Genomic DNA, 23,478 nt, shown 5'->3' on the forward strand with positions numbered 1-23,478 from the left:
GTCACTGTCCTTCCCGGTCGGATACGACCGAAGCGTATCGATTCCCACCCGTCGGACCGCCATCGGCGGCCCGACCGCTTGTGCCGCTCTCGCCGCCCACCGCGGCATGGCCACCGGTGGACCCGAAGCCCCCTTCGGCCCGCGCCGAGTCGGGAAGTTCCGCCACCTCCTGGAAGCGGACCCTCTCGACCTGCTGGACGACCAGTTGGGCAATCCGGTCGAAGCGCTCGAACCGCACGGACTCGCGCGGATCGAGATTCACCACGATCACCTTGATCTCCCCACGGTACCCGGCGTCAACCGTCCCTGGGGCATTCACGAGGGCCACGCCGCAGCGGGCGGCGAGGCCGGAACGCGGGTGCACGAAGGCCGCGTACCCCTCCGGGAGGGCGATCGACACACCCGTGGGCAGCACGGCACGCTCACCGGGCATCAGTTCACAGGCCTCGGTGGTGCGCAGATCGGCGCCGGCGTCCCCCGGGTGCTCGTACTCCGGAAGCGGTACGTCCGGGTCGACGCGCCGGATCAGCACGTTCAGGGGGGTTCGGCTCACGGGTTCACCTCGAAGGCGCGGGCACGCCGGATCTGGTCCGGGTCGTTCATGGCGGCCTGGATCTCTTCCTCGCGGCCGTGGTCGATGAAGTGGTCCACCTTGACCTCGATGAAGAGGGCGTCGGCGCGGACGGCGACGGGCCCCTCGGGGCCGCCGATGCGCCCGGTGGCGGTGGAGTAGATCTTCCGTCCGGCCACGGCGGTGACCTCGGCCTCCAGGTGCAGCGTGGTGCCGACGGGCACGGGCCGCGCGAAGTCGGTCTCCAGCCGGCCGGTGACGGCGATGGTCCGCAGCAGCCAGTTCAGCGAGCCCAGGGTCTCGTCCAGGGCCGTGGCCAGCACTCCGCCGTGCGCGAGGCCCGGGGCGCCCTGGTGGGCGGGCTGGACGGTGAACTCGGCGGTCAGCGAGACGCCCTCACCGGCCCGGGCCGCCAGGTGCAGTCCGTGCGGCTGGCCGGGACCACAACCGAAACAGTGCTCGTAGTGGGCACCGAGAAGTTCCCCGGGCGCGGGCGCGTCGGGGTGCCGTACCGGTTTCACCGCGTCGGCGGGAGGCTGAAGAGCTGCGGAACTACCACTCACAGGCGCAGACCTTACCCGCGCGTCGGGGTAATCCGGATCCCGTGCCAAGCTTGGCTCCATGCAGCATTCCGCCGCCCCTTACGAAGAACGCCTCACCGCCCCCCGCTCGTGGTGGCTGATCAGCTTCCTGGTGGGTGTCTCGTTCGCCCTGATCCTGCTCCCCTTCGGCACGCTGCCGCTGCTCGGCGGCCTGGTCGGCGGCACGGCGGCCGCGGCGGTGGTGGCCAGCGCCTACGGCTCCCCGCGCATCCGGGTCGTGGGCGACTGCCTGGTCGCGGGCGAGGCGAAGATCCCGGTGTCGGCGCTGGGCGGGTCGGAGATCATGGACGCGGAGGAGGCCCGCGCCTGGCGGACGTACAAGGCCGACACCCGCGCCTTCCTGCTGCTGCGGGCCTACATCCCCACGGCACTGCGCGTGGAGGTCACCGACCCCGAGGACCCGACGCCGTACCTGTACCTGTCGACGCGGGAGCCGGAGAAGCTGGCCGCGGCGATCGACGCGGCCCGGACGGCGAACGCCTAGGGCTGTCCGGGAAGGTCGCGCAGGCTCAGCGGCTCCGCGGGCTTCTCCAGGGGCGGCAGCTCGGGCAGCTCGTCCCACGGCACCTGCATCTTGCGCAGGTCGGCGCGGATGCGCGCCGCGAGTCTCCTGGTGTCCCGGCGGTTCATGGCCGCCCCGACCGCGGCTCCGACCATGAACGGCATCAGGTTGGGCAGGTCGCGGACCATCCGCTTCATGATCTGCTGGCGCAGTTCGCGCTTCATGCGGCCGCCGAGGGCCGCGTCGTACGACGACGGCTTCATCACGTCGATCCCGCGCTCCCCCGACCAGGAGGACAGATACGCGGTGCTGCGGGTCTTGAGGTTCCCCGGCGGCCGTACGCCGTAGACCTCGTGCAGTTCGGCGATGAGCTTCAGCTCGATCGCGGCGACCCCGGTGATCTCCGCGGCCAGCTCGGTCGGCATGGCCGGTGGTACCGGCAGCATCGCCGCAGCCCCGATGCCGGCCCCGACCGTCGAGGTCCCGGCCGCGGCGCCCGCCACCAGCTTGTCGGCGAGTTCCTCGGGCCCGAGGCCGGGGAACTGCCTGCGCAGGGTCCCGAGGTCGCGTACGGGGATACGCGGGGCGATCTCGATGATCCGGTCCGCGAGGTACGCCAGCCCCGCGCGAGCGCGGCTGCCGCCCCTACGGGCCCCTTCCCGGGCCATGTCCCGGGCCTTCTCGCGCATCACCGCGGCCCGCCGCCTCGCGACGGGCGCGGGATGCCCCACCGGCGCCGGCCCGCCGGCCCCGGCGGCCGCCGGTTCGAGCGAGGCTCCCGCACCGGATGAGCCCCGCTCGTCGTCACGCGCGCCGTGCGGGCCGTCGGACGGCCCGTGGTCCGCTTTCCTCAGGGGAAAGCGGCGCTTCCGTGGAGGGGTCGAGCCAGACATGGCCGACCCGCCCTCAGTCGCAGTCGCGGCAGATCGGCTGACCGTTCTTCTCGCGGGCCAGCTGGCTGCGGTGATGCACCAGGAAGCAGCTCATGCACGTGAACTCGTCCTGCTGCTTGGGCAGGACACGGACGGCCAGCTCCTCGTTGGAAAGGTCGGCGCCGGGCAGCTCGAGCCCTTCTGCGGCCTCGAACTCGTCGACGTCCACCGACGAGGTGGACTTGTCGTTCCGCCGGGCCTTCAGTTCTTCGAGGCTGTCCGAGTCGACGTCGTCGTCGGTCTTGCGTGGAGTGTCGTAATCGGTTGCCATATCGCTCTCCCCCTCTGGGTGTCTGCGGTGTCTCCAGCGCACGTAACGCGTGAGAGGCCGGACTTGTGCCCGACCTGAGGCGGAGATTTTGCCTCACATCAAGGTCTGTTACTCAATCGACACCCAACCCGACCCCTCAAGAGTGATCGGCTTGGATGGCGGTGAGGACCGTACACGGTTCGAATGTCGCACCTCAAAGGCGCCTCCCCGTGTACTTCCCGTGATCAAGAGCCCTGAAAACCAGGACTTTCCCGGCTTTCTACCACGTGCCATGATCACGGAGAGTGCATGTCCGGAAATCCTCCCATGTGATCGATCGCACAGGGACAACCTCCTCAGGTGCTCTGGAAATTCCGCGTAAAGCGAACTTCCTTCGCGTGTGTCGCCACCGATCACTGCGGCAGGGTGACGCGCATCACCAGGCCACCGCCCTCACGGGGCTCCGCCACGATGTGCCCGCCGTGCGCGCGGGCCACGGACCGGACGATGGACAGGCCGAGACCCACCCCCTTGTCGCTGCCCGTGCGCTCCGTGCGGAGCCGCCTGAAGGGCTCGAAGAGGTTGTCGATCTCGTAGGCCGGTACGACCGGCCCGGTGTTCGACACGGTGAGCACCGCCTGCCCGTGCTGGACCTCGGTGGCGACCTCGACCCAGCCGTCCTCGGCCATGTTGTAGCGCACCGCGTTCTGTACGAGGTTCAGCGCGATCCGCTCCAGCAGCACGCCGTTGCCCTGCACCACGGCCGGCTTTCGCTCGCCGCGGATCTTGACGCCCTTGGCCTCGGCCTCGGCGTGCACCTGGTCGATGGCCTGGGTGGCCACCTCGGCCAGGTCGACCGGCTTGCGCTCGACGATCTGGTTGTCGCTGCGGGCGAGCAGCAGCAGGCCCTCCACGAGCTGCTCGCTGCGCTCGTTGGTGGCCAGCAGCGTCTTGCCGAGCTGCTGCAGCTCCATCGGCGCGTTCGGGTCGGACAGGTGCACTTCCAGCAGCGTGCGGTTGATCGCCAGGGGCGTGCGCAGCTCGTGGGAGGCGTTGCCCACGAAACGCTGCTGGGCGGTGAAGGCCCGCTCCAGGCGCTCCAGCATGTCGTCGAAGGTGTCCGCCAGCTCCTTCAGCTCGTCGTCCGGGCCGTCCAGCTCGATCCGGCGGGACAGGTCCGATCCGGCCACCTGGCGGGCGGTGCGGGTGATCCGGCCGAGCGGGGACAGCACACGGCCGGCCATCGCGTAGCCGAACGCGAAGGCGATCACGGCGAGGCCGAGCAGGGCCAGCAGCGACCGGCTGAGCAGGTTGTCCAGGGCCGCCTGGCGCTGGTTGTCGACGCACCGGCTGATCGCGTCGTTGAAGTCCTGCAACGACAGGGCGGTCGTGTTGATCGCGGGGCAGTTGTCGCTGGAGACCTTCAGCTGCTGGAAGCTCACGATCTTGAACAGCGGCTGGTTGCCGCTGCTGATCGCCTGCGCGGCCAGCAGGTAGATGATCGACAGCAACAGGATGCCGGCGATCAGGAACATGCCGCCGTAGAGCAGCGTGAGCCGTATCCGGATGGTCGGGCGCAGCCACGGGAAGGTGGGCTGCGGCCTCCTGGGGTCCCAGGTGGGTTTCGGGGGCGCCTGGGGCGGCGCCGGCGTCGCGGCCACGGGTGATCAGATCCGGTAGCCGGAGCCGGGGACCGTGACGATGACGGGCGGCTCGCCCAGCTTGCGGCGCAGGGTCATCACCGTCACGCGCACCACGTTGGTGAAGGGGTCGGTGTTCTCGTCCCACGCCTTCTCGAGCAGCTGCTCGGCGGAGACGACCGCACCCTCGCTGCGCATCAGCACCTCCAGGACGGCGAACTCCTTGGGCGCGAGCTGGACCTCCTTGCCGTCGCGGAAGACCTCGCGGCGGTTGGGGTCGAGCTTGATGCCGGCCCGCTCCAGGACCGGCGGCAGGGGCACGCTCGTACGGCGGCCGAGGGCGCGCACGCGCGCGATCAGCTCGCTGAACGCGAACGGCTTGGGCAGGTAGTCGTCGGCGCCGATCTCCAGGCCCTCGACGCGGTCGCTGACGTCGCCGGACGCGGTGAGCATGAGCACGCGCGTGGGCATGCCCAGTTCCACGATCTTGCGGCAGACGTCGTCGCCGTGCACGAGCGGGAGGTCGCGGTCGAGGACGACCACGTCGTAGTCGTTGACGCCGATGCGCTCCAGGGCGGCCGCACCGTCGTACACGACGTCGACGGCCATGGCCTCCCGGCGCAGTCCGGTGGCCACCGCATCGGCGAGCAGTTGCTCGTCCTCGACGACGAGTACGCGCACGTCGCTTGTCCTTCCTCATGTCCACCCGCGTAGCGCGCCGTGGGCGCGTGCGGGCAGGGGTGTTCGTGGATGCGACCTCCATCCTGCCCTTTTCGGCCGTAAGTCGGCTGTAAGGCGAGGTCCGGACCGCAGGGACCGGGGTTGCGGGACGGGATGACGAGATTTTCTCCTCCGGTTGAGGTTTCCGGCGAAGGGAGTGGGGGGAGGACGGCTTTACACCCCGCGATCACGCTCTGCATGTGCCGCAGCACCATGCGGTACTCCGCGGTCCGCTTCCGCAGGGCGGGCGTGGGTGTCCGGCACCGTCGCCGCCCAGCCGGGCAGCGCTGGGCACCTACGTAAGACGTGATCGCCCCTTCTCAACAGGCACACCCCCGTGCCACCCGACCCACGACCCAGGACGAGGGGGCGCAGCATGGACGCTTTCACCGCAGGACTTCTGCAGCGCATAAAGGCGACCGAGTCCGACCTGTCGCGGGCTCGTGACGAGGGCGACGACTTCCTCGCCGAGGTGGAGCAGGCAGAGTTGGACGACCTGCGACGCCTTGCCGCCGAACACGGTGTGGAGGTCGGCGCGTCACGCGTCTGATCGGCCCGAAAGCGCAAGAAGGGACCCCGGCGAATCCAGCGCCGGGGTCCTTTTGCGTGCGGCTGCCGCGCGGCGGTCAGTCGTGCCAGGCCCCGAAGTCCTCCAGCAGCCGCTGGAGGGGCTCGAAGACCCCTGGCGTACCGGCGACCGTGAGGTCACGTGACGGGCGCTCTCCGGGCCGTCCACCGGTCAGGGCGCCCGCTTCCCGGGCGATCAGGTCCCCCGCGGCGAAGTCCCACGCGTTGAGTCCCCGCTCGTAGTACCCGTCGAGCCGGCCGCAGGCCACGTCGCACAGGTCGATCGCCGCCGAGCCGCCGCGCCGGATGTCCCGGAGCAGCGGGACGATCCGGCCGGCCACCTCGGCCTGGTGGGCGCGGACCTCGGCGACGTAGTTGAAGCCGGTGGAGACCAGTGCCTGGTCCAGCGGGGGCGCGGGGCGGCAGGTGAGCGCCCGCTCGCCCTGCCACGCGCCCGTGGCCCACGCGCCGCCGCCGCGCACGGCGTGGTACGTCTCGCCGCGCATGGGCGCCGCGACGACCCCGACGACGGTCTCGCCGTCCTGCTCGGCCGCGATGGACACCGCCCAGGTCGGCAGGCCGTACAGGTAGTTGACGGTGCCGTCGAGCGGGTCGATCACCCAGCGGACACCGCTCGTGCCCGCCACGGAGGCGCCCTCCTCGCCGAGGAAGCCGTCGTCGGGGCGCCGGCCGGAGATCAGGTCGGTGATCAGCTTCTCCGCCGCGATGTCCATCTCGGTGACGACGTCGATGGGGCTGGACTTGGTCCTCGCCACGGCCAGGTCGGCCGGGCGGCCGTCCCGCAGCAGCTCGCCGGCGCGGCGGGCGGCCTCCTGGGCCAGGTCGAGCAGGTCCCGGTGCAGGGCGTCGGTCACGGGTCTCCTCACGCGTAGGGGCTGTCGGCGCCGGCCGCGGCCGGGCGGGGGGCACGGGCCGGGCAGCAGCCGACCGGGCAGAGGTGGTGGCTCGGGCCGAGGGCGCCCAGGGCGCAGGGGGTGACCTGCTGCCCGCGCTCCACGACGGCGCGCTCCACGATCAGCTCGCGGACGGCGGCGGCGAACCGCGGGTCGGCGCCCACGGTGGCCGAACGGCGCACCGGCAGCCCCAGCTCCTCGGCCTTGGCCGTGGCCTCGGTGTCGAGGTCGTAGAGGACCTCCATGTGGTCGGAGACGAAGCCGATGGGGGCCATGACGACGGCCGGGGCGCCCGCGGCGTGCCGCTCCTCGAGGTGGTCGCAGATGTCCGGCTCCAGCCACGGGATGTGCGGGGCTCCCGAGCGGGACTGGTAGACGAGCTGCCAGGGGTGGTCGACGCCGGTGCGCTCGCGGACGGCGTCGGCGATCAGCTGGGCCACGTCCAGGTGCTGCTCGACGTAGGCGCCGCCCTCGCCGTGGGTCTCGACCGGGCCGGAGGTGTCGGCGGCGGAGGTCGGGATGGAGTGGGTGGTGAAGGCGATGTGGGCGCCGTCACGGACGTCCTCGGGGAGGTCGGCGAGGGAGCGCAGCACGCCGTCGATCATGGGCTCGACGAAGCCGGGGTGGTTGAAGTAGTGCCGCAGCTTGTCGATCTCGGGCAGCTCCAGGCCGTCGGCCTCGAGGGCGGCCAGCGCGTCGGCGAGGTTCTCGCGGTACTGGCGGCAGCCCGAGTAGGAGGCGTAGGCGCTGGTGGCGAGCACCAGGATGCGGCGGCGGCCGTCGGCGACCATCTCGCGCAGGGTGTCCGTCAGGTACGGCGCCCAGTTGCGGTTGCCCCAGTAGACCGGCAGGTCCAGGCCGTGCTCGGCGAAGTCCTTGCGCAGGGCGTCCAGCAGGGCGCGGTTCTGGTCGTTGATGGGGCTGACCCCGCCGAACAGGAAGTAGTGCTGACCGACTTCCTTCAGGCGTTCCTTCGGGATGCCTCGCCCGCGCGTGACGTTCTCCAGGAACGGGACCACGTCGTCCGGGCCTTCGGGGCCGCCGAAGGAGAGCAGGAGCAGGGCGTCGTACGGGGTGGCATCGAGCGCGTCTGGCATGTCTTGATCCTGCCACCCGGTGCTGACAGCCGGGAAACAGCCGGGTGAAGAGTCGGGTTCCAGATGGTTTTGGGCGGTTTTTCCCGCCGTTGGACCTGGTGCAATTAGGGTGCCCTAACTCGTAAGCTGTATCAGCCGCATTCGCGCCTTACCTAGCCGCCTCGGAGACCACGTGCCCAGCCCCTACAGAGCCCTGTTCGCCGAACCCGGCACCAAGGCCTTCTCCGCCGCGGGGTTCCTCGGCAGGATGCCGCTGTCGATGATGGGCATCGGCGTGGTCACGATGGTCTCCCAGCTGACCGGGCGCTACGGGCTCGCGGGTGCCCTGTCGGCCACCGTCGCGCTGTCCGCGGCGGCGATCGGACCGCGGATATCCCGGCTGGTGGACCAGCACGGACAGCGTCGGGTGCTGCGTCCGGCGACCCTGGTGGCCCTCACCGCGGCCGCCGGGCTGCTGCTCGCCGCCCACTTCCGGTGGCCGGACGGGGTGCTGTTCGCGTGCGCCGCCGGGATCGGCTCGGTGCCGAGCCTGGGCGCGATGATCCGGGCCCGCTGGGCGGCGCTCTACCGGGGCACCCCGAAGCTGCACACCGCGTACTCGTTCGAGTCGGTCGTCGACGAGGTCTGCTTCATCTTCGGCCCGATCATCTCCATCGGACTCTCCACGGCCTGGTTCCCGGAGGCGGGGCCCCTGCTGGCCGGCTGCTTCCTGGCGGCCGGCGTCTTCTGGCTCACCACCCAGCGCGCCACGGAGCCGGAGCCGCACCCGCGCGAGCACCACGGCGGCGGCAGCCCCCTGCGCTCGGCCGGACTCCAGGTGCTGGTGGCCACGTTCGTGGCCACCGGGACGATCTTCGGGGCGGTGGACGTGGTCACCGTCGCCTTCGCCGACGAGCGCGGCCACAAGGGCGCGGCGAGCGTGGTCCTCGCCCTGTACGCGGCCGGTTCCTGCGTGGCCGGGGTCGTCTTCGGGCTGATGCGGTTCGCCGGGGCGCCGCAACGTCGCTGGCTGCTGGGCGTGGCGGCGATGGCCGTGAGTATGATCCCCCTCCTACTGGTCGGAAACCTGCCGCTTCTGGCCGTGGCGCTGTTCGTTGCGGGGTTGTCCATCGCACCGACGATGATCACGACGATGTCCCTGATCGAAGAGCACGTACCTCGCGCGCAGCTGACCGAGGGCATGACCTGGGTGAGCACCGGCCTCGCGGTCGGCGTCGCGCTCGGCTCCTCCGTGGCCGGCTGGGTGATCGACGCAGCCGGGGCGCGTGCGGGGTACGGGGTTCCGGTCGTGTCCGGAGCCGTCGCGGTCGCGGTCGGTTTCCTCGGGTACCGCCGGCTCCGCAGGCCGGCCGCGGGGCGGGGAGGCACCGTTGAGCACCACAGCGAGCGCGAAGAACGGCACCTGGCGTAACTGGGGCGGAAACGTCTCCGCCCGGCCCGCCCGGCAGATCGCGCCGGCCTCCGTGGAGGAGCTGGCCGCGGCGGTGCGCCGGGCACGGGAGGACGGCCTGAGGGTGAAGGCGGTCGGAACCGGCCACTCCTTCACGTCGATCGCCGCGACCGACGGTGTGATGATCCGCCCTCACCTGCTGACCGGCATCCGCGGGATCGACCGGGAGTCCATGACCGTCACGGTCGAGGCGGGCACCCCGCTCAAGAGACTCAACGCGGCTCTCGCGCGCGAGGGGCTGTCGCTCACCAACATGGGCGACATCATGGAGCAGACCGTCTCGGGGGCCACCAGCACCGGTACGCACGGCACGGGCCGCGAGTCCGGCTCCATCGCCGCCCAGATCAAGGGACTCGAACTCGTCACGGCCGACGGTTCGGTGCTCACCTGCTCCGAGAAGGAGAATCCCGAGGTCTTCGCGGCCGCCCGAATGGGCCTCGGCGCCCTCGGCATCGTCACCGCGATCACCTTCGCCGTGGAGCCCCTGTTCCTGCTCACCGCGCGCGAGGAACCGATGCCCTTCGAGCGGGTCCTCGCCGAGTTCGATCAGCTGTGGGCCGAGAACGAGCACTTCGAGTTCTACTGGTTCCCGCACACCGGCAGCACCAACACCAAGCGCAACAACCGCAGCGCCGGACCCGAGCAGCCCGTGGGGCAGCTGGCCGGCTGGATCGAGGACGAGTTCCTCTCCAACGGCGTCTTCCAGGTGGCCCAGTGGGTCGGCCGCGCCGCTCCCGCCACCGTCCCCGCGATCGCGCGGATCTCCAGCAGGGCGCTGTCCGCACGGACGTACACGGACATCCCCTACAAGGTCTTCACCTCCCCGCGCCGGGTGCGCTTCGTCGAGATGGAGTACGCCGTTCCGCGTGCGGCCCTGGTGGAGACGCTGCGCGAACTGAAGGCCATGGTCGACCGCTCGGGCCTGCGCGTCAGCTTCCCGGTGGAGGTGCGCACCGCCCCGGCCGACGACATCACACTGTCCACCGCCTCCGGCCGGGACAGCGCCTACATCGCCGTGCACATGTTCCGGGGCACCCCGTACCAGGCCTACTTCACCGCCGCCGAGCGCATCTTCACCGCGCACGAGGGCCGGCCGCACTGGGGCAAGGTGCACACGCGGGACGCCGAGTACTTCGGCCGTGTGTACCCGCGCTTCGGCGAGTTCACGGCGCTGAGGGACCGTCTCGACCCGGAACGGCTGTTCCAGAACGACTACTTGCGGAGGGTTCTGGGGGCGTAGGCGTCGCGGCGGACCCGCTGGGCGTGGGGGTCGGGGACGGACTCGGGTCGGCGTCCGGCCCCGTGCCGGCCGGGTCGCCGGACTCGGGCGTCCCGCCGCCGGCCGCCCCCGCGCCGGTCCCGGACCGGTGGCCGTCGGACGTACCGGAGGACGGCGAAGGGGACGCGCCTTCCCCGGAATTCGAGGAACCGGACCCCGGGGAACCCGACTCCGCCGACCCGGACGGCGAAGAACCTGGTTCCGTGGAGCCGGACTTCACGGAGGAGGAGCCGCGGCCGGTGACGGCGTCGCTCACCGTGGTGCCCCGGCCGCCGCTGAAGCTGTCGCCGGACACCAGCTCGTACGCGGTGATGCCGGCCATGGTGACGCCGAAGACGACGGCGGCCGCGAGGACCGGGCGCCGGACGCTCTTCGCCCGCGCGCGGTAGACGGTGCCCTCGGTGAACCCGCCGGAAGGAGGCGGCGCCTTCGGCCCCCGCGGCCGGGCGGCCACCGCGGCCTTCTCCTTCAACTGCTCCCCGGTCCGTTTGAAGAAGTGCTGGAACACCGTGCCGCCGCAGGTCGCCACGACGCTCACGACTCCGGCGCCGAGGATCGTGCCGTACACCCCGAAGTACGAAGCGAGTTTGGCCGCCACGACCGCGGCGAGGGCACCGCCGGCGACCTGGGGGACGTTCAGGTCGATCCGTTTCCGACCCGCGTCGGGCGTCTTGCGCATACCCGGAACTTGCCTGCCTTTCCCGTACTTGACGGCCTAGTTGACGACATTGACCGATCGGCCGCACCAGAAAGGGACGTACAGACGAAACCATTAGTTCCGTTTCTGGGGATTGCGTGAAGTTCGCCACGTTCGTGATCGACAAAACCGGTTGCGGACGGCCAAGTCGCACGCCTTGCCAGAAGTTGGGCGGCGCGCCAATCCACGCACGTGGTCCGAATGGAGTACTGTTGCGAGCCCTGGGTCCGGTCTCCCACCAGGGTGCCCGCGGCCTTGCAGGACCGCCGGGAGGGGGCAAGTTGCACAGGGTGACGGAGTTGGTCACTTAGCGTTGCGAACAGGTAACCGTGCCATAACGGCGGTCCAGGGCCCGTGCCCGACACGCCGGGCAACTCGGCAAGGTTGTGGCAGGCTGCACCCGGGCAGGCCACACTCGACTAGCGGAAGCAGCGACGCACGTGACGTCGGCAGGCACCACCCGGGAGGTCCCCATGCCCGAACTGCGTGTCGTGGCCGTCTCGAATGACGGCACACGACTGGTGCTGAAGGCTGCCGACTCTACGGAGTACACGCTTCCGATCGACGAGCGGCTGCGAGCCGCCGTGCGCGGCGACCGGCCCCGCCTCGGCCAGATCGAGATCGAGGTCGAGAGCCATCTCCGGCCCCGCGACATCCAGGCCCGTATACGCGCCGGTGCCACGGCGGAAGAGGTCGCACAGCTCGCGGGCATCCCCGTCGACCGGGTGCGGCGCTTCGAGGGTCCCGTGCTGGCCGAACGCGCCTTCATGGCCGAGCGCGCCCGTAAGACCCCGGTCCGCCGTCCCGGCGAGAACTCCGGCCCCCTGCTCGGCGAGACGGTCCAGGAGCGACTGCTGCTGCGCGGCGCCGAGAAGGACACCGTGCAGTGGGACTCCTGGCGGCGCGACGACGGCACCTGGGAGGTGCTGCTCGTCTACCGGGTCGCGGGCGAACCTCACTCGGCGAGCTGGACGTACGACCCGCCCCGGCGGCTCGTCCAGGCCGTGGACGACGAGGCGCGCTCGCTGATCGGCGAGTCCGACGACCTCGCCGTGCCCGAGCCGAGCTTCCCGTTCGTCCCGCGCATCGCCCGGCTGCCGCGCGAGCGGTCGATGGACCGCGCCCTGGACCGGGGCGACCGGGAGCGGCCCAGCCTGCCCGCGCAGCCGTCCGAGCCGCCCGAGGAGAGCACGGGTGAGCGCGACTCGCTGACCAGCCTGCTGGAGGCCGTGCCGAGTTTCCGGGGCGACCTGGTGGTGCCGGAACGCCCGTCGGAGACCCCGGAGGAACCCGCCGAGGAACCCGTGGAGGAAGAACCCCCGGCGCCCGCCGCCTCGGCCGGTTCGGCCTACGCCGACGTCCTCATGCCCCGCTCGGTCGGCAGCCACCGCGACCGGCTCATCGGGTCCACCGACCGCCAGGCCGAGGCCGACGGCGTCCGCCCCGGCCGCCGCGCCGCCGTGCCGAGCTGGGACGAGATCGTCTTCGGCACACGCCGCAAGAAGCAGGAGTAACCGGCCGCCGGACCTACGGAGGGGAGGGCACGCGCACGCGTGCCCTCCCCTCCGGCCTGATCTCCCTACTGCGGGTCCGCGCCCACCGCCACCGGGCGGGACGGGTCCGAGGACCACTCGGACCACGAGCCGGCGTACAGACCCGCCGGAATGCCCGCCACGGCCAGCGCGAGCACCTCGTGGGCGCCGGAGACGCCCGAACCGCAGTACACGCCGACCTCGGTGTCCTGCGAGACGCCCAGGGCCTTGAAGCGGTCCCTGAGTTCCGCCGCGGGCAGGAAGCGGCCGTCGGGACCCACGTTCTCCGTCGTCGGCGCCGACACCGCGCCCGGAATGTGGCCGCCGACCCGGTCGATCGGCTCCACCTCACCGCGGTACCGCTCACCCGCGCGCGCGTCCAGCAGCACACCCGTGCGGGCCAGCGCCGCGGCCGCGTCCGCGTCCAGCAGTCCCGCGGCGGCCGGCTCCGGCACGAAGTCGCCCTCGGCCGGCTCGGGCACCTCCGTGGACGGCTCGCCCTCCCAGGACGCCAACCCGCCGTCGAGGACCCGCACGTCCGGGTGACCCGTCCAGCGCAGCAGCCACCACGCCCGCGCGGCCGCCCAGCCCTGCCCGCCGTCGTACACGACGACCGGCCGGCCCGCCGACACGCCCGCTCGGCGCATCGCGGCACCGAATTCCGCGAGGTCGGGCAGCGGGTGGCGGCCGTTCGTGCCCGGCGTGGCGGCCAGTTCCCGGTCGAGGTCGACGAAGACCGCGCCGGGGAGGTGCCCGGCCGCGTACTCGGCCCGTCCGTCGAAGGGCGGCGCGCCCGCCGCCTTCGCCACGCTCAGCTGCCAGCGGACGTCCAGCAGCACCGGCGGGTTCGCGCCGGTCAGCTCGTGTGCGAGTTCGGTTGCGCTGATGATGACTGTCATGGCGTCCATCCATACGCCAGGGGTGGCCGCGGCGTCCAGGTCCGGCTACTCTGCTCGGCCGGACAGGCTCGATCACGTGGCGTACGGGATCGAGCACGTGCTGTACAGCCGGCGGACACCCGACGGCATCGTCAGCAAGTGGCGAACGACGGCAGTTCAGGCATTCCCCTCGTGACACCGCCGGGCGGTGACGCGGCCGGACAGACGGCACCGGGGAGGATGCGGGCACCGGCACGGGCGTGCACGCGGTCGGCGTGGACACCCTTCCGGGGAGCGGAAGCGACACGGCCACCGTGAGGGGCCGGGGAGAGAGTGATCGATGACCGAGGCACGGGAGTCGGCCGGTCCGCACGCGCGGCGCGCGCCCGGCGAGCCCTGCTGGGTGAGCCTGATGGTGCACGACCTGGCCGCCACCGAGGAGTTCTACGGTGAGCTGTTCGGCTGGGAGTTCCGGCCGGGCCCGCAGCAGCTCGGCCCCTACGTGCGAGCCCTGCTCGACGGCCGGGAGGTGGCGGGCATGGGCCAGCTGCCCTCGGACCGCCGGCTGCCGATCGCCTGGACGCCGTACCTCGCCTCGGACGACGTGGACCGGACCGCGGACACGGTACGGCTGTGCGGCGGCACGGTGGCGGTCGGCCCGATCGACGCCGCCGAGGCCGGGCGGATGGCCATCGCCTCCGACCCCTCCGGGGCGGTGTTCGGGATCTGGCAGGGCGCCGCGCATCTCGGGACGGCGATCACCGGTGTGCCCGGCACGCCCGCCTGGAACGAGCTGCTCACCTTCGAGACCGAGAGCATCGCCAAGTTCTACGCGAGCGTGTTCGGTTACGAGGAGGAGCCGGTGGTGTCCGCCGACTTCGACTACGTGACGCTGCACCTCGGCGGCCGTCCGGTGGCGGGGCTGCACGGCGTGGGCCACGCACTGCCCCGGGACCGGGGGTCGTACTGGCGGACGTACTTCACGGTCGCCGACGCCGACGCGGCGCTGCGGCAGGTCGTGAACCTCGGCGGCCGGGTGCTCAGGCCGGCCCGCGACAGCCTGCACGGCCGGGTGGCGACGGTGGCGGACCCGGAGGGAGCCGAGTTCTCGGTGATCCAGGGACCCGTGCTGAGCGCCACGGCATCCTGGTGATCCAGGAGTCGCGCCGGGCACCCCGGGGCATTCGGTGATCCAGGACCCGCGCCGGGCACCTGGGGCCCAGATGCCGCGGGCGGATTCTCAGGCGGGCGCCACGGGCAGGACGTCCGGGGAGAGGGCCGCCGCGCGGGCCGACGCGGCGGTCATCCGGCGCCGGTGGTGGCGGCGGCACAGCACCTCGTAGCCGACCTTGCCCGCGGACTGGTTGACATCGCCGACGACCACCTGGGCGCCCTCGACGACCATCTCACCGTCTATCGTGCGGGCGTTGTGGGTGGCGCGGGCGCCGCACCAGCACAGCGCCTCCACCTGGAGCACCTCGATGCGGTCGGCCAGCTCCACCAGCCGCTGCGAGCCGGGGAAGAGCTTGGAGCGGAAGTCGGTGGTGATCCCGAAGGCGTAGACGTCGAGCCCGAGATCGTCCACCACGCGCGCGAGCTGGTCGATCTGCCCGGGCGCGAGGAACTGCGCCTCGTCGGCGATCACGTAGTCCGCGCGGCCGCCCTGGGAGAGGTGCTCGACGATGTAGGCGTAGAGATCCTGGCCGTCCTCGACCTCCACCGCGTCGGTGACCAGGCCCAGCCGGGAGGACAGCTTGCCCTCGCCCGCCCGGTCGTCCCGGGTGAAGATCATTCCGACGAGGCCCCGGGCGGAGCGGTTGTGCTCGATCTGCAGAGCCAGCGTCGACTTCCCGCAGTCCATCGTTCCGGAGAAGAACACCAGCTCGGGCATGAGGAGTTGAGCACCTTTCGGTGAGTCGTTCGACGAGTGGTTCATCGAGCGGTCGTGCGGAGGGCGGTTCAGGAGCGTACTTCGAGCAGCGGGACCAGCTGCTCGGCGGGGGTCATCGATCCGTGGTTGCCGACCAGCGCCGACTCCTTGGGCTCCCGCTCGGAGGCGGTGATCAGGACGTCGTCGTGCGCGGCCGCGACCACGTCCCCGAGCCGCGCGTACACGCGCTCGTCGATGCGCGGACCGAACCAGCCCGCCGCGATCGCCTCGTCCCGCGACGCCACCCAGAACTGCTCGCCGAGCACCTCGCGCCAGACGGTCAGGACGTCGTTCTCGGCGCCCGGCACCGCGTACACGTGCCGGGCCCGTCCCTCGCCGCCCAGCAGGGCGACCCCGGCGCGCAGCTCCCAGTCCGTGTCGAAGTCGATGCGGTGCTCCTCGTCGAACGGGATGTCGACCATGCCGTGGTCGGCGGTGACGTAGAGCGCGCTGCGCGGCGGCAGTTGCTCGGCGAGGCGCTGGGCGAGCCGGTCGACGTACATGAGCTGGCCGCGCCAGGTGTCGGAGGCGACGCCGTAGCGGTGCCCGGCGCCGTCCAGTTCGGCGTAGTACGTGTACACCAGCGAGCGGTCCCCGGCGGCCAGTTGCTCGGCCGCGAGGTCCATGCGCTCCTCGCCGGACAGCCGGCCGTGGAAGGTGCCGCCGCTGAGCGCGACCTTGGTGAGCGGGGTCTGCGCGAAGGCGGGCGAGGACACCTGGGCGGCGTGCACCCCCGCCTCGTGCGCCAGCTGGAAGACGGTGGGATACGGCTGCCAGGGGTGCGGCGGGGCCCACGGCTGCCAGCGCAGCTGGTTCATCAGCTCGCCGGTGGCCGGGTTGCGGACGGTGTACCCGGGCAGGCCGTGGAGGCCCGGCGGCAGGCCGGTACCGACGGAGGCCAGCGAGGTCGCGGTGGTGGCCGGATAGCCGGTGGTGAGGGGGCGGCCGGTGCCGCCGCGGGAGCTGCCGAGCAGCGAGGTCAGGAACGGCGCCTCGTCGGGGTGCGCCCGCAGCTGCTCCCAGCCGAGGCCGTCGATCAGGAAGACACAGACCCGGTCGGCCGCGGTCAGTTCCTCGATCGTGGCGGTCAGGCCGGGGACGCCTGTCCCTGCGGCCAGGGTGGGCAGCAGGTCGGCGAGGGAGCCGGTGCCGTACTCGGGCAGCGGCGCGGTGTCCAGGGCGAGCGGTTCCGGGTGGTCCCAGGCGGAGAGCTGGGACATCAGCGCGTGACGTCCGCGGTCGCCTCCGAGATGGCCTGAGCGAAGGCGAGCGCCTGGCGCACCGTCTCCGGGCCGTCCCCCGCCTCGCTCACGCGCAGGCTGAGGTCGTCCGCCGTGGAGCTGCCCGTGTAGCCGTGATCGGCGTCGCAGTTGGGGTCGCCGCAGGCGGCGGGCTCCAGGTCGATGCGGCTCACCGCGCCCCAGCCGATGGTCAGCACGATCTCGCGGGGCAGCGTGCCCGGCGTGTACTGCTCCGGGTTCGCGACCACGCGGCTGACCACGACCGAGGAGATGCGGCCGAGCTTCACGGACTCGGTGGACGTCGTGGCGTACGGCGTCGGGGAGGTGGTGTCGGCGGCCTGCTCGTCGGTGTGGCTCACGATGAAGCGGTTGCCGGTGAGGACCAGCACGGTCACGTGTCGGCGCACCTCGTTCTGGTCGAACGTGGTCTCCTGGTGGACCAGGTACGACCGGATGGGCTCGCCGCCCACAGCGGCCTCCACCGCCTCGGCCACGAGGGCCGGGTAGTAGCCGCTGCGCTCGATCGCCGCGCGCAGCCCCTGGGTCGTCGTACTGGTCTTGGCCATGGCGTCCATCTTAATCCGTGGGCAAGGGCGCTCCGGGCCAGTCGCGGGGACCGGGGGGCGCCCTGCGCCCGCTCGGGTGCGCGCCGCCGGACGAGTCCCGGCAGGATGTCCGGTCCCCCCGCGGCGATGGGGCGGGAAGCGGGTCCGGAGCCGTCGGCGTCCGCCTCCGACGCGACCACGACGGACGGTGCCGCGCGCCCGGCGCTTCCCGCGGACGCGCCCTCTCCTCGGCGGTGGGGCGCGGAAGGCGGCGTCCTGAGAGGCGGAGGGGCACGGGACGAGATCCGGGTCGGTGGAGACGGCCTCCGAGCCGTGGTGGTGCGTGAGGTCGTGCCCGGCGGCCGGCCGCGGCTGCCCGCCGTGCCGGAGGATCCCCCCGGTCCCGCCGGCAGCCCTCGGGCAGCCGCCGGCCGGCGATCTCCGTGCGGCCCCCTCCCCTCCGCTCAGTAGGCCGGCAGCGTGCGGGGGCCGAGGTCGTCACGGGCGGGCGGCGGTGCGAGCCGTACGGTGGCGCCGAGGACGCTCACGCCGTGCGGGGCGACGACGACCGGCTCCAGGGTGACGGCGACCACCTCCGGGTGGTCGTCCACGAGCCGGGAGACGCGCAGCAGCAGCTCCTCCAGCGCGGGGGTGTCGACCGGCGTGGAGCCGCGCCAGCCGAACAGCAGCGGTGCCGTGCGGATCGACCGCACGAGCGAGGTGGCCTCCCGGTCGGTGACCGGGACCAGCCGGTGCGCCATGTCCCCGAGCAGCTGCGAGGCGGCCCCGGCCAGCCCGAAGGACAGCACCGCCCCGGCCGCCGGATCGATCACGGCCCGTACGACCGTGTCGACCCCGCGCGGTGCCATGCCCTGCACCACCGGCCGCAACCCCTCCGCCGCCCCGAACAGCTCGGTCAACTCGGCGTAGGCCCGGCGCAGTTGCTCCTCGTCCGCGAGGTCCAGGCGTACGCCGCCCAGGTCGGCCCGGTGCCGCAGATGGGGGGCGGTCGCCTTCAGGGCCACGGGATAGCCGAGGGCGCGGGCGGCCTCGGCGGCGGCGTCCGGGGTGGGCGCCGGGAGCGCCTGGCGGACGGGGACGCCGTACCTCGCGAGCAGCTCGCAGGTCTCCGCGGCGGGGATGGTGAGTCCCTCCCCGCGCGCGAGCAGGTCCCCGATCAGCCGGGCGGCCCCCTTCTCGTCGATGTCGTCGTACTCCGGCACCTTCCCCGGGTCCATGGCCTCCCGCCGCCACTGCCCGTACCTGACGGCTTCGGCCAGGGCCCGGACGGCGCGCTCGGCGGCGGGGTAGGCGGGGATGAGCCGGGTGCCCTCCGGCGGAGCCGGCGCGACCGCGGGGGTGGGCCCGGGTTCGCCGTTTCCGGTTGCCGCCCGCGCGGTGGGCGGCCGTTCCGCGGGGCGCCGGGGCTCCCCCCGCTCCGCCGGGGCCGGAGGCGGGGCGTTCCGGGCACCGCCCTCGGTGCCGGGTGCCTTGGCGACGGCCTGGGGCGCGGTGCTCGCCGCAGCCGACAACGCCTCGGCGAGCCCTCCCAGCTCCACGTGCACCACCAGCACCGGCTTGCCCGGCACGGCCGCCGCGGCCGACCGCAGGGCCTCCGCCAGCTCCGCATCATCCGGCGAGCGCTCGCCGATGGCGGGGATGGCGGTGACCACGACGGCGTCACACGTGTCGTCCGCCAGCGCGGCGCCCAGCGCCCGGTGGAAGTCCTCCGCCGTCGCCCCGGTCGTCAGGTCCAGCGGCCGCGAAGGCCGCAGCCCCTCCGCGAGACAGCGGTCGTAGGTCAGCACGCCCAGCGACTCGGAGTTGCCGAGGATCGCCACGCGCGGTCCGGCGGGCAGCGGCTGCCGGGCGAGCAGCAGGCCCGCGTCGACCAGTTCGGTGATCGTGTCGACCCGGATCACCCCGGCCTGCCGGAGCAGCGCGGAGACGGTCGCGTGCGGCAGCCGCGTGGCGCGCACCGCGTGGCCCTGCGGCGCGGCCCCCGTCCCCTGCACCACGACCAGCGGCTTGGCCGCCGCCGTCCGCCGGGCGAGCCGGGTGAACTTGCGGGGGTTGCCGATGGACTCCAGGTACATGAGGACGACGTCGGTCTCGGGGTCGTCGTACCAGTACTGGAGGACGTCGTTGCCGGAGACGTCGGCGCGGTTGCCGGCGGACACGAAGGTGGACACGCCCGTGACCCCGGTGACCCCTCCCCCGCGTCGGTGCAGCCGGGAGAGCAGGGCGATGCCGATGGCGCCGGACTGGGCGAACAGACCGATGCGGCCGGGGCGGGGCATCTCCGGGGCGAGGGAGGCGTTCAGCCGGACGTCCGGGGCGGTGTTGATGATCCCGAAGGCGTTGGGGCCGATGATCCGCATGCCGTACGCGCGCGCCTGCCGGACGAGGGCCCGTTGCCGTTCGCGCCCTTCGGGGCCGCTCTCGGCGTATCCGGCGGAGAGTACGACGAGCCCCTGGACGCCGTGCTCGCCGCACTCGGCGACCGAGGCGGGCACGTGCTCGGCGGGCACGGCGACGACGGCGAGGTCGACATGCCCCTCGATGTCCCGCACCGAGCGGTGGGCGGGCACCCCGTCGACCTCCTCGAGGTCCTCGGGGAAGGCCTTGTTCACGGCATGCAGGCGGCCGGGGTAGCCGGCGTCCCGGATGTTGCCGAGGACGCTGCGGCCGACCCCGCCGGGGGTGCGGCCGACGCCGACGACCGCCACGGAGCCGGGCACGAGGAGCCGTCGTACCGAGCGGCCCTCGGCGCGCTGCTCCCGCGCGCGCTGCACGGCGAGGGAGCGGTCGGTGGGTTCGAGGTCGAACTCCAGACGTACGACGCCGTCCTCGAAGCTGCGCTTCTGGGTGTAGCCGGCGTCCGTGAACACCTTGATCATCTTGGTGTTGGCGGGCAGCACCTCGGCGGCGAAGCGGCGGATGCCCCGCTCCCGGGCGACGGCCGCGACGTGCTCCAGCAGGGCGGAGGCGACCCCGCGGCCCTGATGGGCGTCCTGCACCAGGAAGGCGACCTCGGCCTCGTCGGCGGGCGCGGAGGCGGGCATCCCGTCGGTGCCGATGCGGTCGTAGCGTACGGTGGCGATGAACTCGCCGCCGATGGTGGCCGCGAGTCCCACCCGGTCCACAAAGTCGTGGTGCGTGAAGCGGTGGACGTCCTTGGCGGAGAGCCGGGGGTACGGCGCGAAGAAGCGGTAGTACTTCGACTCGTCCGAGACCTGTTCGTAGAAGCTGACCAGGCGGTCGGCGTCATCGACGGTGATGGGCCTGACGCGCGCGGTGCCCCCGTCGCGCAGCACCACGTCCGCCTCCCAGTGGGCGGGGTACTCGTGCCGGTCCTGCCGGTCCGCCGGGGTCTGCATGGGCCCCAGAGTACGGCTCGCGTACGACAACGGCGCGAGGCAGTCTGTGGAGGACGACAAGCCGGACCGAGGCCGCGGTCCGGCGACACACCGGAGGGGACGAAGGTCCGCTCCGGGCATGCTTCGCGATATGGGAAACTGGTCTAGACAACCCTGAAGACTGAAGGGCAGCAACACATGGCTGAGCGCCGCGTCAACGTCGGCTGGGCCGAGGGCCTCCACGCCCGTCCCGCCTCCATCTTCGTCCGAGCCGCCACGGCCGCAGGCGTCCCGGTGACGATCTCCAAGGCCGGGGGCAACCCCGTCAACGCGGCCTCCATGCTGGCCGTCCTGGGCCTGGGCGCCCAGGGTGGCGAGGAGATCGTCCTCGCCTCCGACGCCGAGGGCGCGGACGCCGCCCTGGACCGTCTGGCCAAGCTGGTCGCCGAGGGCCTGGAAGAGCTGCCCGAAACCGTCTGAGCGCCTCGCGCGCCCGACTCCGGAGCCGCGTCCGCCCTTATGGGCGGCGCGGCTTCGCCGTTTGCGCCGCACCGCCCGCTCCATTCATCGCCGATTTACGGCCGACAGGCACGTGGAGCCCTCTCGCCAATTACGGCGCAACGGAATTCGGGCAGCGGAAAATACTCCGCCCCCGAATAACCCTTCTTTGTATACGGCGCCCGTGTTAATGCCGCTGGCCCGACATGTTTACGGCATGTTGCGAAGTCCTCACACGCTCTGCGGCGCCGGAAAAACGCAGGCGGTGCACGGCCGCCGCGCGCTCGGCGTGCAGCGCCGTGACCGCCCGCGCGCGCTCGCCGTCGCCGCGCGCCACCGCATCCACGATCGCGCCGTGCTCCGCCCAGGACTCCAGCGGGCTCGACGGCGCCTCCACCGCGTACATCCAGGCGATCTTGTGGCGCAGCTGGGTGAGCATCGAGGTCAGCGAGGGGCTGCCGGAGGCCTGGGCGAGCGTCTCGTGGAACCAGCCGCCCAGCGAGCGCAGATCCTCGCTGTTCCCCCTCCTGGCCCGCTCCTGGCCCAGCCGGACCAGGCCGCGCAGCACCTTGAGATGGGCCTCGGTGCGCCGTTGTGCGGCCCGCGCCGCTCCGAGCGGTTCCAGGAGCATGCGCATCTCCAGCAGGTCGGCGGCCTCCTGCTCGGTGGGCTCGGCCACGCACGCGCCCGCGTGCCGGCGGGTCACCACGAAGCCCTCCGCCTCCAGCGTGCGCAGGGCCTCGCGGACGGGAACGCGCGAGACGCCGTAGCGGCGGGCCAGGACTTCCTCGGTGAGGCGGCCGCCGCGCTCGTAGACACCCGCGACGATGTCGTCCCGGATCGCCGTGCACACCGAGTGCGCCGGAATACGCATGCCCGACCTCCGCCTTTATCCCCGTGAAACGTCGACGATGGACGTGTGTTCCGTGACTCTATTGCAATGAGCCGGAATTTCCGACGGCGGGCCGGAATCCATGGATATTTTTTGGACAACGGGCCCGGCGGACACTGCGAAAAACGACGAAAGCCCCGGTTCGATGAGCCGGGGCTTCGCGTGCCGTGCGACGGAGGGTCAGACGTTGACGCCGTGCTTGCGGAGGTAGGCCACGGGGTCGATGTCCGATCCGTACTCGGGGGTCGTCCGGGCCTCGAAGTGGAGGTGCGGGCCGGTGACGTTGCCGGTCGCGCCGGACAGGCCGATCGGCTGGCCCGGGATGACCTTCTGGCCCACGGTGACGCCGATGGACGACAGGTGACCGTACTGGGTGTACATGCCATCGGCCATCCGGATCACGATCTGGTTGCCGTACGCGCCGCCCCAGCCGGTGGAGACCACGGTGCCGGAGCCGACCGCGTGGACGGACGTGCCGCTGGCGGCGTGGAAGTCGATGCCGGTGTGCGAGCCGGAGGACCACAGGGAGCTGCTGGCCTGGTAGGCCGTGGAGACGTAGGAATGCGGGATCGGGGCGACGAAGGCGTTCAGGCGCTTGCGCTCGGCCTCGCGGGCGGCTCGGGCCCGGGCCTCGCGCTCCCGCTTGACGTCCTCGGCGGCCGCCTTGGCCGCGGCCTCCTCGGCCGCCCTCTCCTGGGCGGCCTGCTTCTGGGCGGCGGCCTGCGCGTCGATCTGCTCGGCCACGTCGTCGCTCGCGGTGAGAACGGGCGTGAGACCGGTCTGCTCCACGGAGTTCTCGGCGGCGAGCGCCGGGGAGGCGGCGAGGGTGCCGACGACGCCGGTGGTGGTGAGGGCCGCGATACCGGCCGCCTGAGCGGTGGTCCGCTTGACCCGGCCGGGCTTGCGGTGCTTCCCGGTGGCGCACATGAACGCCATGAAGTGGCTGGTCCTTTCCTTCCCTCTCGCCTACCGGGTTAGCTGACGGGTTCGGAGCAGGAAGGTCTCCTACGGGCCCCCTCGCTTTCGCGCGGGCGCCCGATTCACCCCAGGGGACGATGGGTCCCCGGCTCCCCTGGCTCGCGCCGTACGGGGACTCGGCGATGGCTGTCCGGTGCCGCGGATGCGGCGCACTGCCCGACGAACAGCCCGGACGACGCTACGAAAGCCTGCTTTCAATCCTCAAACGGATCCGGGGTTTTGTAGCGCATCCCACAGGGCAGACAGGCAACCTCCGCCCCAAATCGGGCATCTGAGGAAGCGAGTGGAACAGCAGGGGGCCCCGGGGGGACGCCGGGTTGCAAGGGGCACCCCACACCCCCCCCCCCCCCCCCCCCCCCCCCCCCCCCCCCCCCCCCCCCCCCCACACCCCGCTCTCCCCTCCC

At 72.3% G+C, this 23,478-nt stretch carries 23 protein-coding genes and 1 riboswitch; of the genes, 7 read left to right on the forward strand and 16 right to left on the reverse strand.

All coding sequences use genetic code 11. From position 1 onward, the window contains the following. Nucleotide 1: 1 nt before the first annotated feature. Together dut and ACZ5CW_RS37715 are read right to left on the reverse strand one after the other, a co-directional pair. On the reverse strand, nucleotides 2-553 hold the full coding sequence (gene dut, locus ACZ5CW_RS37710; protein ID WP_468609692.1) for a dUTP diphosphatase: 552 nt from the start codon (nucleotides 551-553) through the stop codon (nucleotides 2-4). Continuing rightward, a complete protein-coding gene (locus ACZ5CW_RS37715; protein ID WP_468609694.1) occupies nucleotides 550-1,134 on the reverse strand; it encodes a PaaI family thioesterase in 585 nt (194 codons plus the stop codon). Before ACZ5CW_RS37715 ends, dut begins: the two co-directional genes overlap by 4 nt. Before the next feature lie 58 nt (nucleotides 1,135-1,192). On the opposite strand from ACZ5CW_RS37715, the gene ACZ5CW_RS37720 reads away from it, so the two are divergent. Then, complete coding sequence (locus ACZ5CW_RS37720; protein WP_468609696.1) at nucleotides 1,193-1,657, forward strand: DUF3093 domain-containing protein; 465 nt, start codon at nucleotides 1,193-1,195, stop codon at nucleotides 1,655-1,657. Here the strand turns inward: ACZ5CW_RS37720 and ACZ5CW_RS37725 are convergent. The 4 genes from ACZ5CW_RS37725 to ACZ5CW_RS37740 all read right to left on the reverse strand — a co-directional run bounded on the left by ACZ5CW_RS37725 (nucleotide 1,654) and on the right by ACZ5CW_RS37740 (nucleotide 5,178). After that, nucleotides 1,654-2,568 (reverse strand): hypothetical protein, encoded by a 915-nt coding sequence (locus ACZ5CW_RS37725; protein WP_468609698.1) that lies wholly within the window; start codon nucleotides 2,566-2,568, stop codon nucleotides 1,654-1,656. The genes ACZ5CW_RS37720 and ACZ5CW_RS37725 overlap by 4 nt on opposite strands. Before the next feature lie 13 nt (nucleotides 2,569-2,581). Beyond that, nucleotides 2,582-2,878: a DUF4193 domain-containing protein gene (locus ACZ5CW_RS37730; protein WP_003997302.1), complete on the reverse strand. Its 297-nt coding sequence runs from the start codon at nucleotides 2,876-2,878 to the stop codon at nucleotides 2,582-2,584. Nucleotides 2,879-3,270: 392 nt separating this feature from the next. After that, complete coding sequence (locus tag ACZ5CW_RS37735) at nucleotides 3,271-4,518, reverse strand: sensor histidine kinase (RefSeq protein ID WP_468609701.1); 1,248 nt, start codon at nucleotides 4,516-4,518, stop codon at nucleotides 3,271-3,273. Nucleotides 4,519-4,524: 6 nt separating this feature from the next. Then, nucleotides 4,525-5,178, reverse strand: a complete 654-nt coding sequence (locus ACZ5CW_RS37740) for a response regulator transcription factor (RefSeq protein ID WP_003993508.1) — start codon at nucleotides 5,176-5,178, stop codon at nucleotides 4,525-4,527. Nucleotides 5,179-5,593: 415 nt separating this feature from the next. On the opposite strand from ACZ5CW_RS37740, the gene ACZ5CW_RS37745 reads away from it, so the two are divergent. Beyond that, nucleotides 5,594-5,767, forward strand: a complete 174-nt coding sequence (locus tag ACZ5CW_RS37745) for a hypothetical protein (RefSeq protein ID WP_173456694.1) — start codon at nucleotides 5,594-5,596, stop codon at nucleotides 5,765-5,767. A 76-nt stretch (nucleotides 5,768-5,843) separates the two neighbouring features. Here the strand turns inward: ACZ5CW_RS37745 and ACZ5CW_RS37750 are convergent, their stop codons facing one another. Then, nucleotides 5,844-6,659 carry an inositol monophosphatase family protein gene (locus tag ACZ5CW_RS37750; RefSeq protein WP_468609703.1) on the reverse strand — a complete coding sequence of 272 codons (816 nt, stop codon included), beginning with the start codon at nucleotides 6,657-6,659 and terminating at the stop codon, nucleotides 5,844-5,846. Nucleotides 6,660-6,667: 8 nt separating this feature from the next. Then, nucleotides 6,668-7,795, reverse strand: a complete 1,128-nt coding sequence (locus ACZ5CW_RS37755) for a ferrochelatase (RefSeq protein ID WP_468609705.1) — start codon at nucleotides 7,793-7,795, stop codon at nucleotides 6,668-6,670. A gap of 172 nt (nucleotides 7,796-7,967) precedes the next feature. On the opposite strand from ACZ5CW_RS37755, the gene ACZ5CW_RS37760 reads away from it, so the two are divergent. Together ACZ5CW_RS37760 and ACZ5CW_RS37765 are read left to right on the forward strand one after the other, a co-directional pair. Next, on the forward strand, nucleotides 7,968-9,206 hold the full coding sequence (locus tag ACZ5CW_RS37760; RefSeq protein WP_468609707.1) for an MFS transporter: 1,239 nt from the start codon (nucleotides 7,968-7,970) through the stop codon (nucleotides 9,204-9,206). Continuing rightward, entirely contained in the window at nucleotides 9,166-10,485 is a 1,320-nt protein-coding gene (locus tag ACZ5CW_RS37765) for a D-arabinono-1,4-lactone oxidase (protein ID WP_468609709.1), read from the forward strand. Before ACZ5CW_RS37760 ends, ACZ5CW_RS37765 begins: the two co-directional genes overlap by 41 nt. On the opposite strand, the gene ACZ5CW_RS37770 is transcribed toward ACZ5CW_RS37765, so the two are convergent. Then, the gene (locus tag ACZ5CW_RS37770) at nucleotides 10,409-11,203 is read right to left on the reverse strand and encodes a hypothetical protein (RefSeq protein ID WP_468609711.1); all 795 of its coding nucleotides are present in this window, start codon (nucleotides 11,201-11,203) and stop codon (nucleotides 10,409-10,411) included. The genes ACZ5CW_RS37765 and ACZ5CW_RS37770 overlap by 77 nt on opposite strands. Nucleotides 11,204-11,694: 491 nt before the next feature. Between ACZ5CW_RS37770 and sepH the strand changes: the two genes are divergently transcribed. Then, entirely contained in the window at nucleotides 11,695-12,735 is a 1,041-nt protein-coding gene (gene sepH / locus ACZ5CW_RS37775) for a septation protein SepH (RefSeq protein ID WP_468609714.1), read from the forward strand. 65 nt (nucleotides 12,736-12,800) lie between these two features. Here the strand turns inward: sepH and ACZ5CW_RS37780 are convergent, their stop codons facing one another. Continuing rightward, the gene (locus ACZ5CW_RS37780; RefSeq protein ID WP_468609716.1) at nucleotides 12,801-13,652 is read right to left on the reverse strand and encodes a sulfurtransferase; all 852 of its coding nucleotides are present in this window, start codon (nucleotides 13,650-13,652) and stop codon (nucleotides 12,801-12,803) included. A gap of 319 nt (nucleotides 13,653-13,971) precedes the next feature. Here ACZ5CW_RS37780 and ACZ5CW_RS37785 point away from each other — a divergent pair, with 319 nt between their 5' ends. Continuing rightward, on the forward strand, nucleotides 13,972-14,784 hold the full coding sequence (locus tag ACZ5CW_RS37785) for a VOC family protein (protein WP_468609718.1): 813 nt from the start codon (nucleotides 13,972-13,974) through the stop codon (nucleotides 14,782-14,784). Nucleotides 14,785-14,871: 87 nt separating this feature from the next. Here ACZ5CW_RS37785 and ACZ5CW_RS37790 read toward each other — a convergent pair whose 3' ends face one another. The 4 genes from ACZ5CW_RS37790 to ACZ5CW_RS37805 all read right to left on the reverse strand — a co-directional run bounded on the left by ACZ5CW_RS37790 (nucleotide 14,872) and on the right by ACZ5CW_RS37805 (nucleotide 20,727). Then, on the reverse strand, nucleotides 14,872-15,522 hold the full coding sequence (locus ACZ5CW_RS37790; RefSeq protein WP_468609720.1) for a thymidine kinase: 651 nt from the start codon (nucleotides 15,520-15,522) through the stop codon (nucleotides 14,872-14,874). Nucleotides 15,523-15,590: 68 nt separating this feature from the next. Continuing rightward, nucleotides 15,591-16,781 (reverse strand): alkaline phosphatase family protein, encoded by a 1,191-nt coding sequence (locus ACZ5CW_RS37795; RefSeq protein WP_468609722.1) that lies wholly within the window; start codon nucleotides 16,779-16,781, stop codon nucleotides 15,591-15,593. Continuing rightward, nucleotides 16,781-17,368: a DUF5998 family protein gene (locus ACZ5CW_RS37800; RefSeq protein ID WP_468609724.1), complete on the reverse strand. Its 588-nt coding sequence runs from the start codon at nucleotides 17,366-17,368 to the stop codon at nucleotides 16,781-16,783. Before ACZ5CW_RS37800 ends, ACZ5CW_RS37795 begins: the two co-directional genes overlap by 1 nt. A gap of 443 nt (nucleotides 17,369-17,811) precedes the next feature. Next, a complete protein-coding gene (locus ACZ5CW_RS37805) occupies nucleotides 17,812-20,727 on the reverse strand; it encodes a bifunctional acetate--CoA ligase family protein/GNAT family N-acetyltransferase (RefSeq protein ID WP_468609726.1) in 2,916 nt (971 codons plus the stop codon). 177 nt (nucleotides 20,728-20,904) lie between these two features. On the opposite strand from ACZ5CW_RS37805, the gene ACZ5CW_RS37810 reads away from it, so the two are divergent. After that, nucleotides 20,905-21,186: an HPr family phosphocarrier protein gene (locus ACZ5CW_RS37810; protein ID WP_365763238.1), complete on the forward strand. Its 282-nt coding sequence runs from the start codon at nucleotides 20,905-20,907 to the stop codon at nucleotides 21,184-21,186. A 205-nt stretch (nucleotides 21,187-21,391) separates the two neighbouring features. Here ACZ5CW_RS37810 and ACZ5CW_RS37815 read toward each other — a convergent pair whose 3' ends face one another. Further along, the gene (locus tag ACZ5CW_RS37815; protein ID WP_468609728.1) at nucleotides 21,392-22,078 is read right to left on the reverse strand and encodes a GntR family transcriptional regulator; all 687 of its coding nucleotides are present in this window, start codon (nucleotides 22,076-22,078) and stop codon (nucleotides 21,392-21,394) included. A gap of 198 nt (nucleotides 22,079-22,276) precedes the next feature. Beyond that, nucleotides 22,277-23,032 carry a M23 family metallopeptidase gene (locus ACZ5CW_RS37820; RefSeq protein WP_468609730.1) on the reverse strand — a complete coding sequence of 252 codons (756 nt, stop codon included), beginning with the start codon at nucleotides 23,030-23,032 and terminating at the stop codon, nucleotides 22,277-22,279. A gap of 12 nt (nucleotides 23,033-23,044) precedes the next feature. Continuing rightward, nucleotides 23,045-23,206: riboswitch (cyclic di-AMP (ydaO/yuaA leader) on the reverse strand. Nucleotides 23,207-23,478: the final 272 nt, after the last annotated feature.

It is taken from the genome of Streptomyces sp. NPDC031379, from assembly GCF_055569615.1.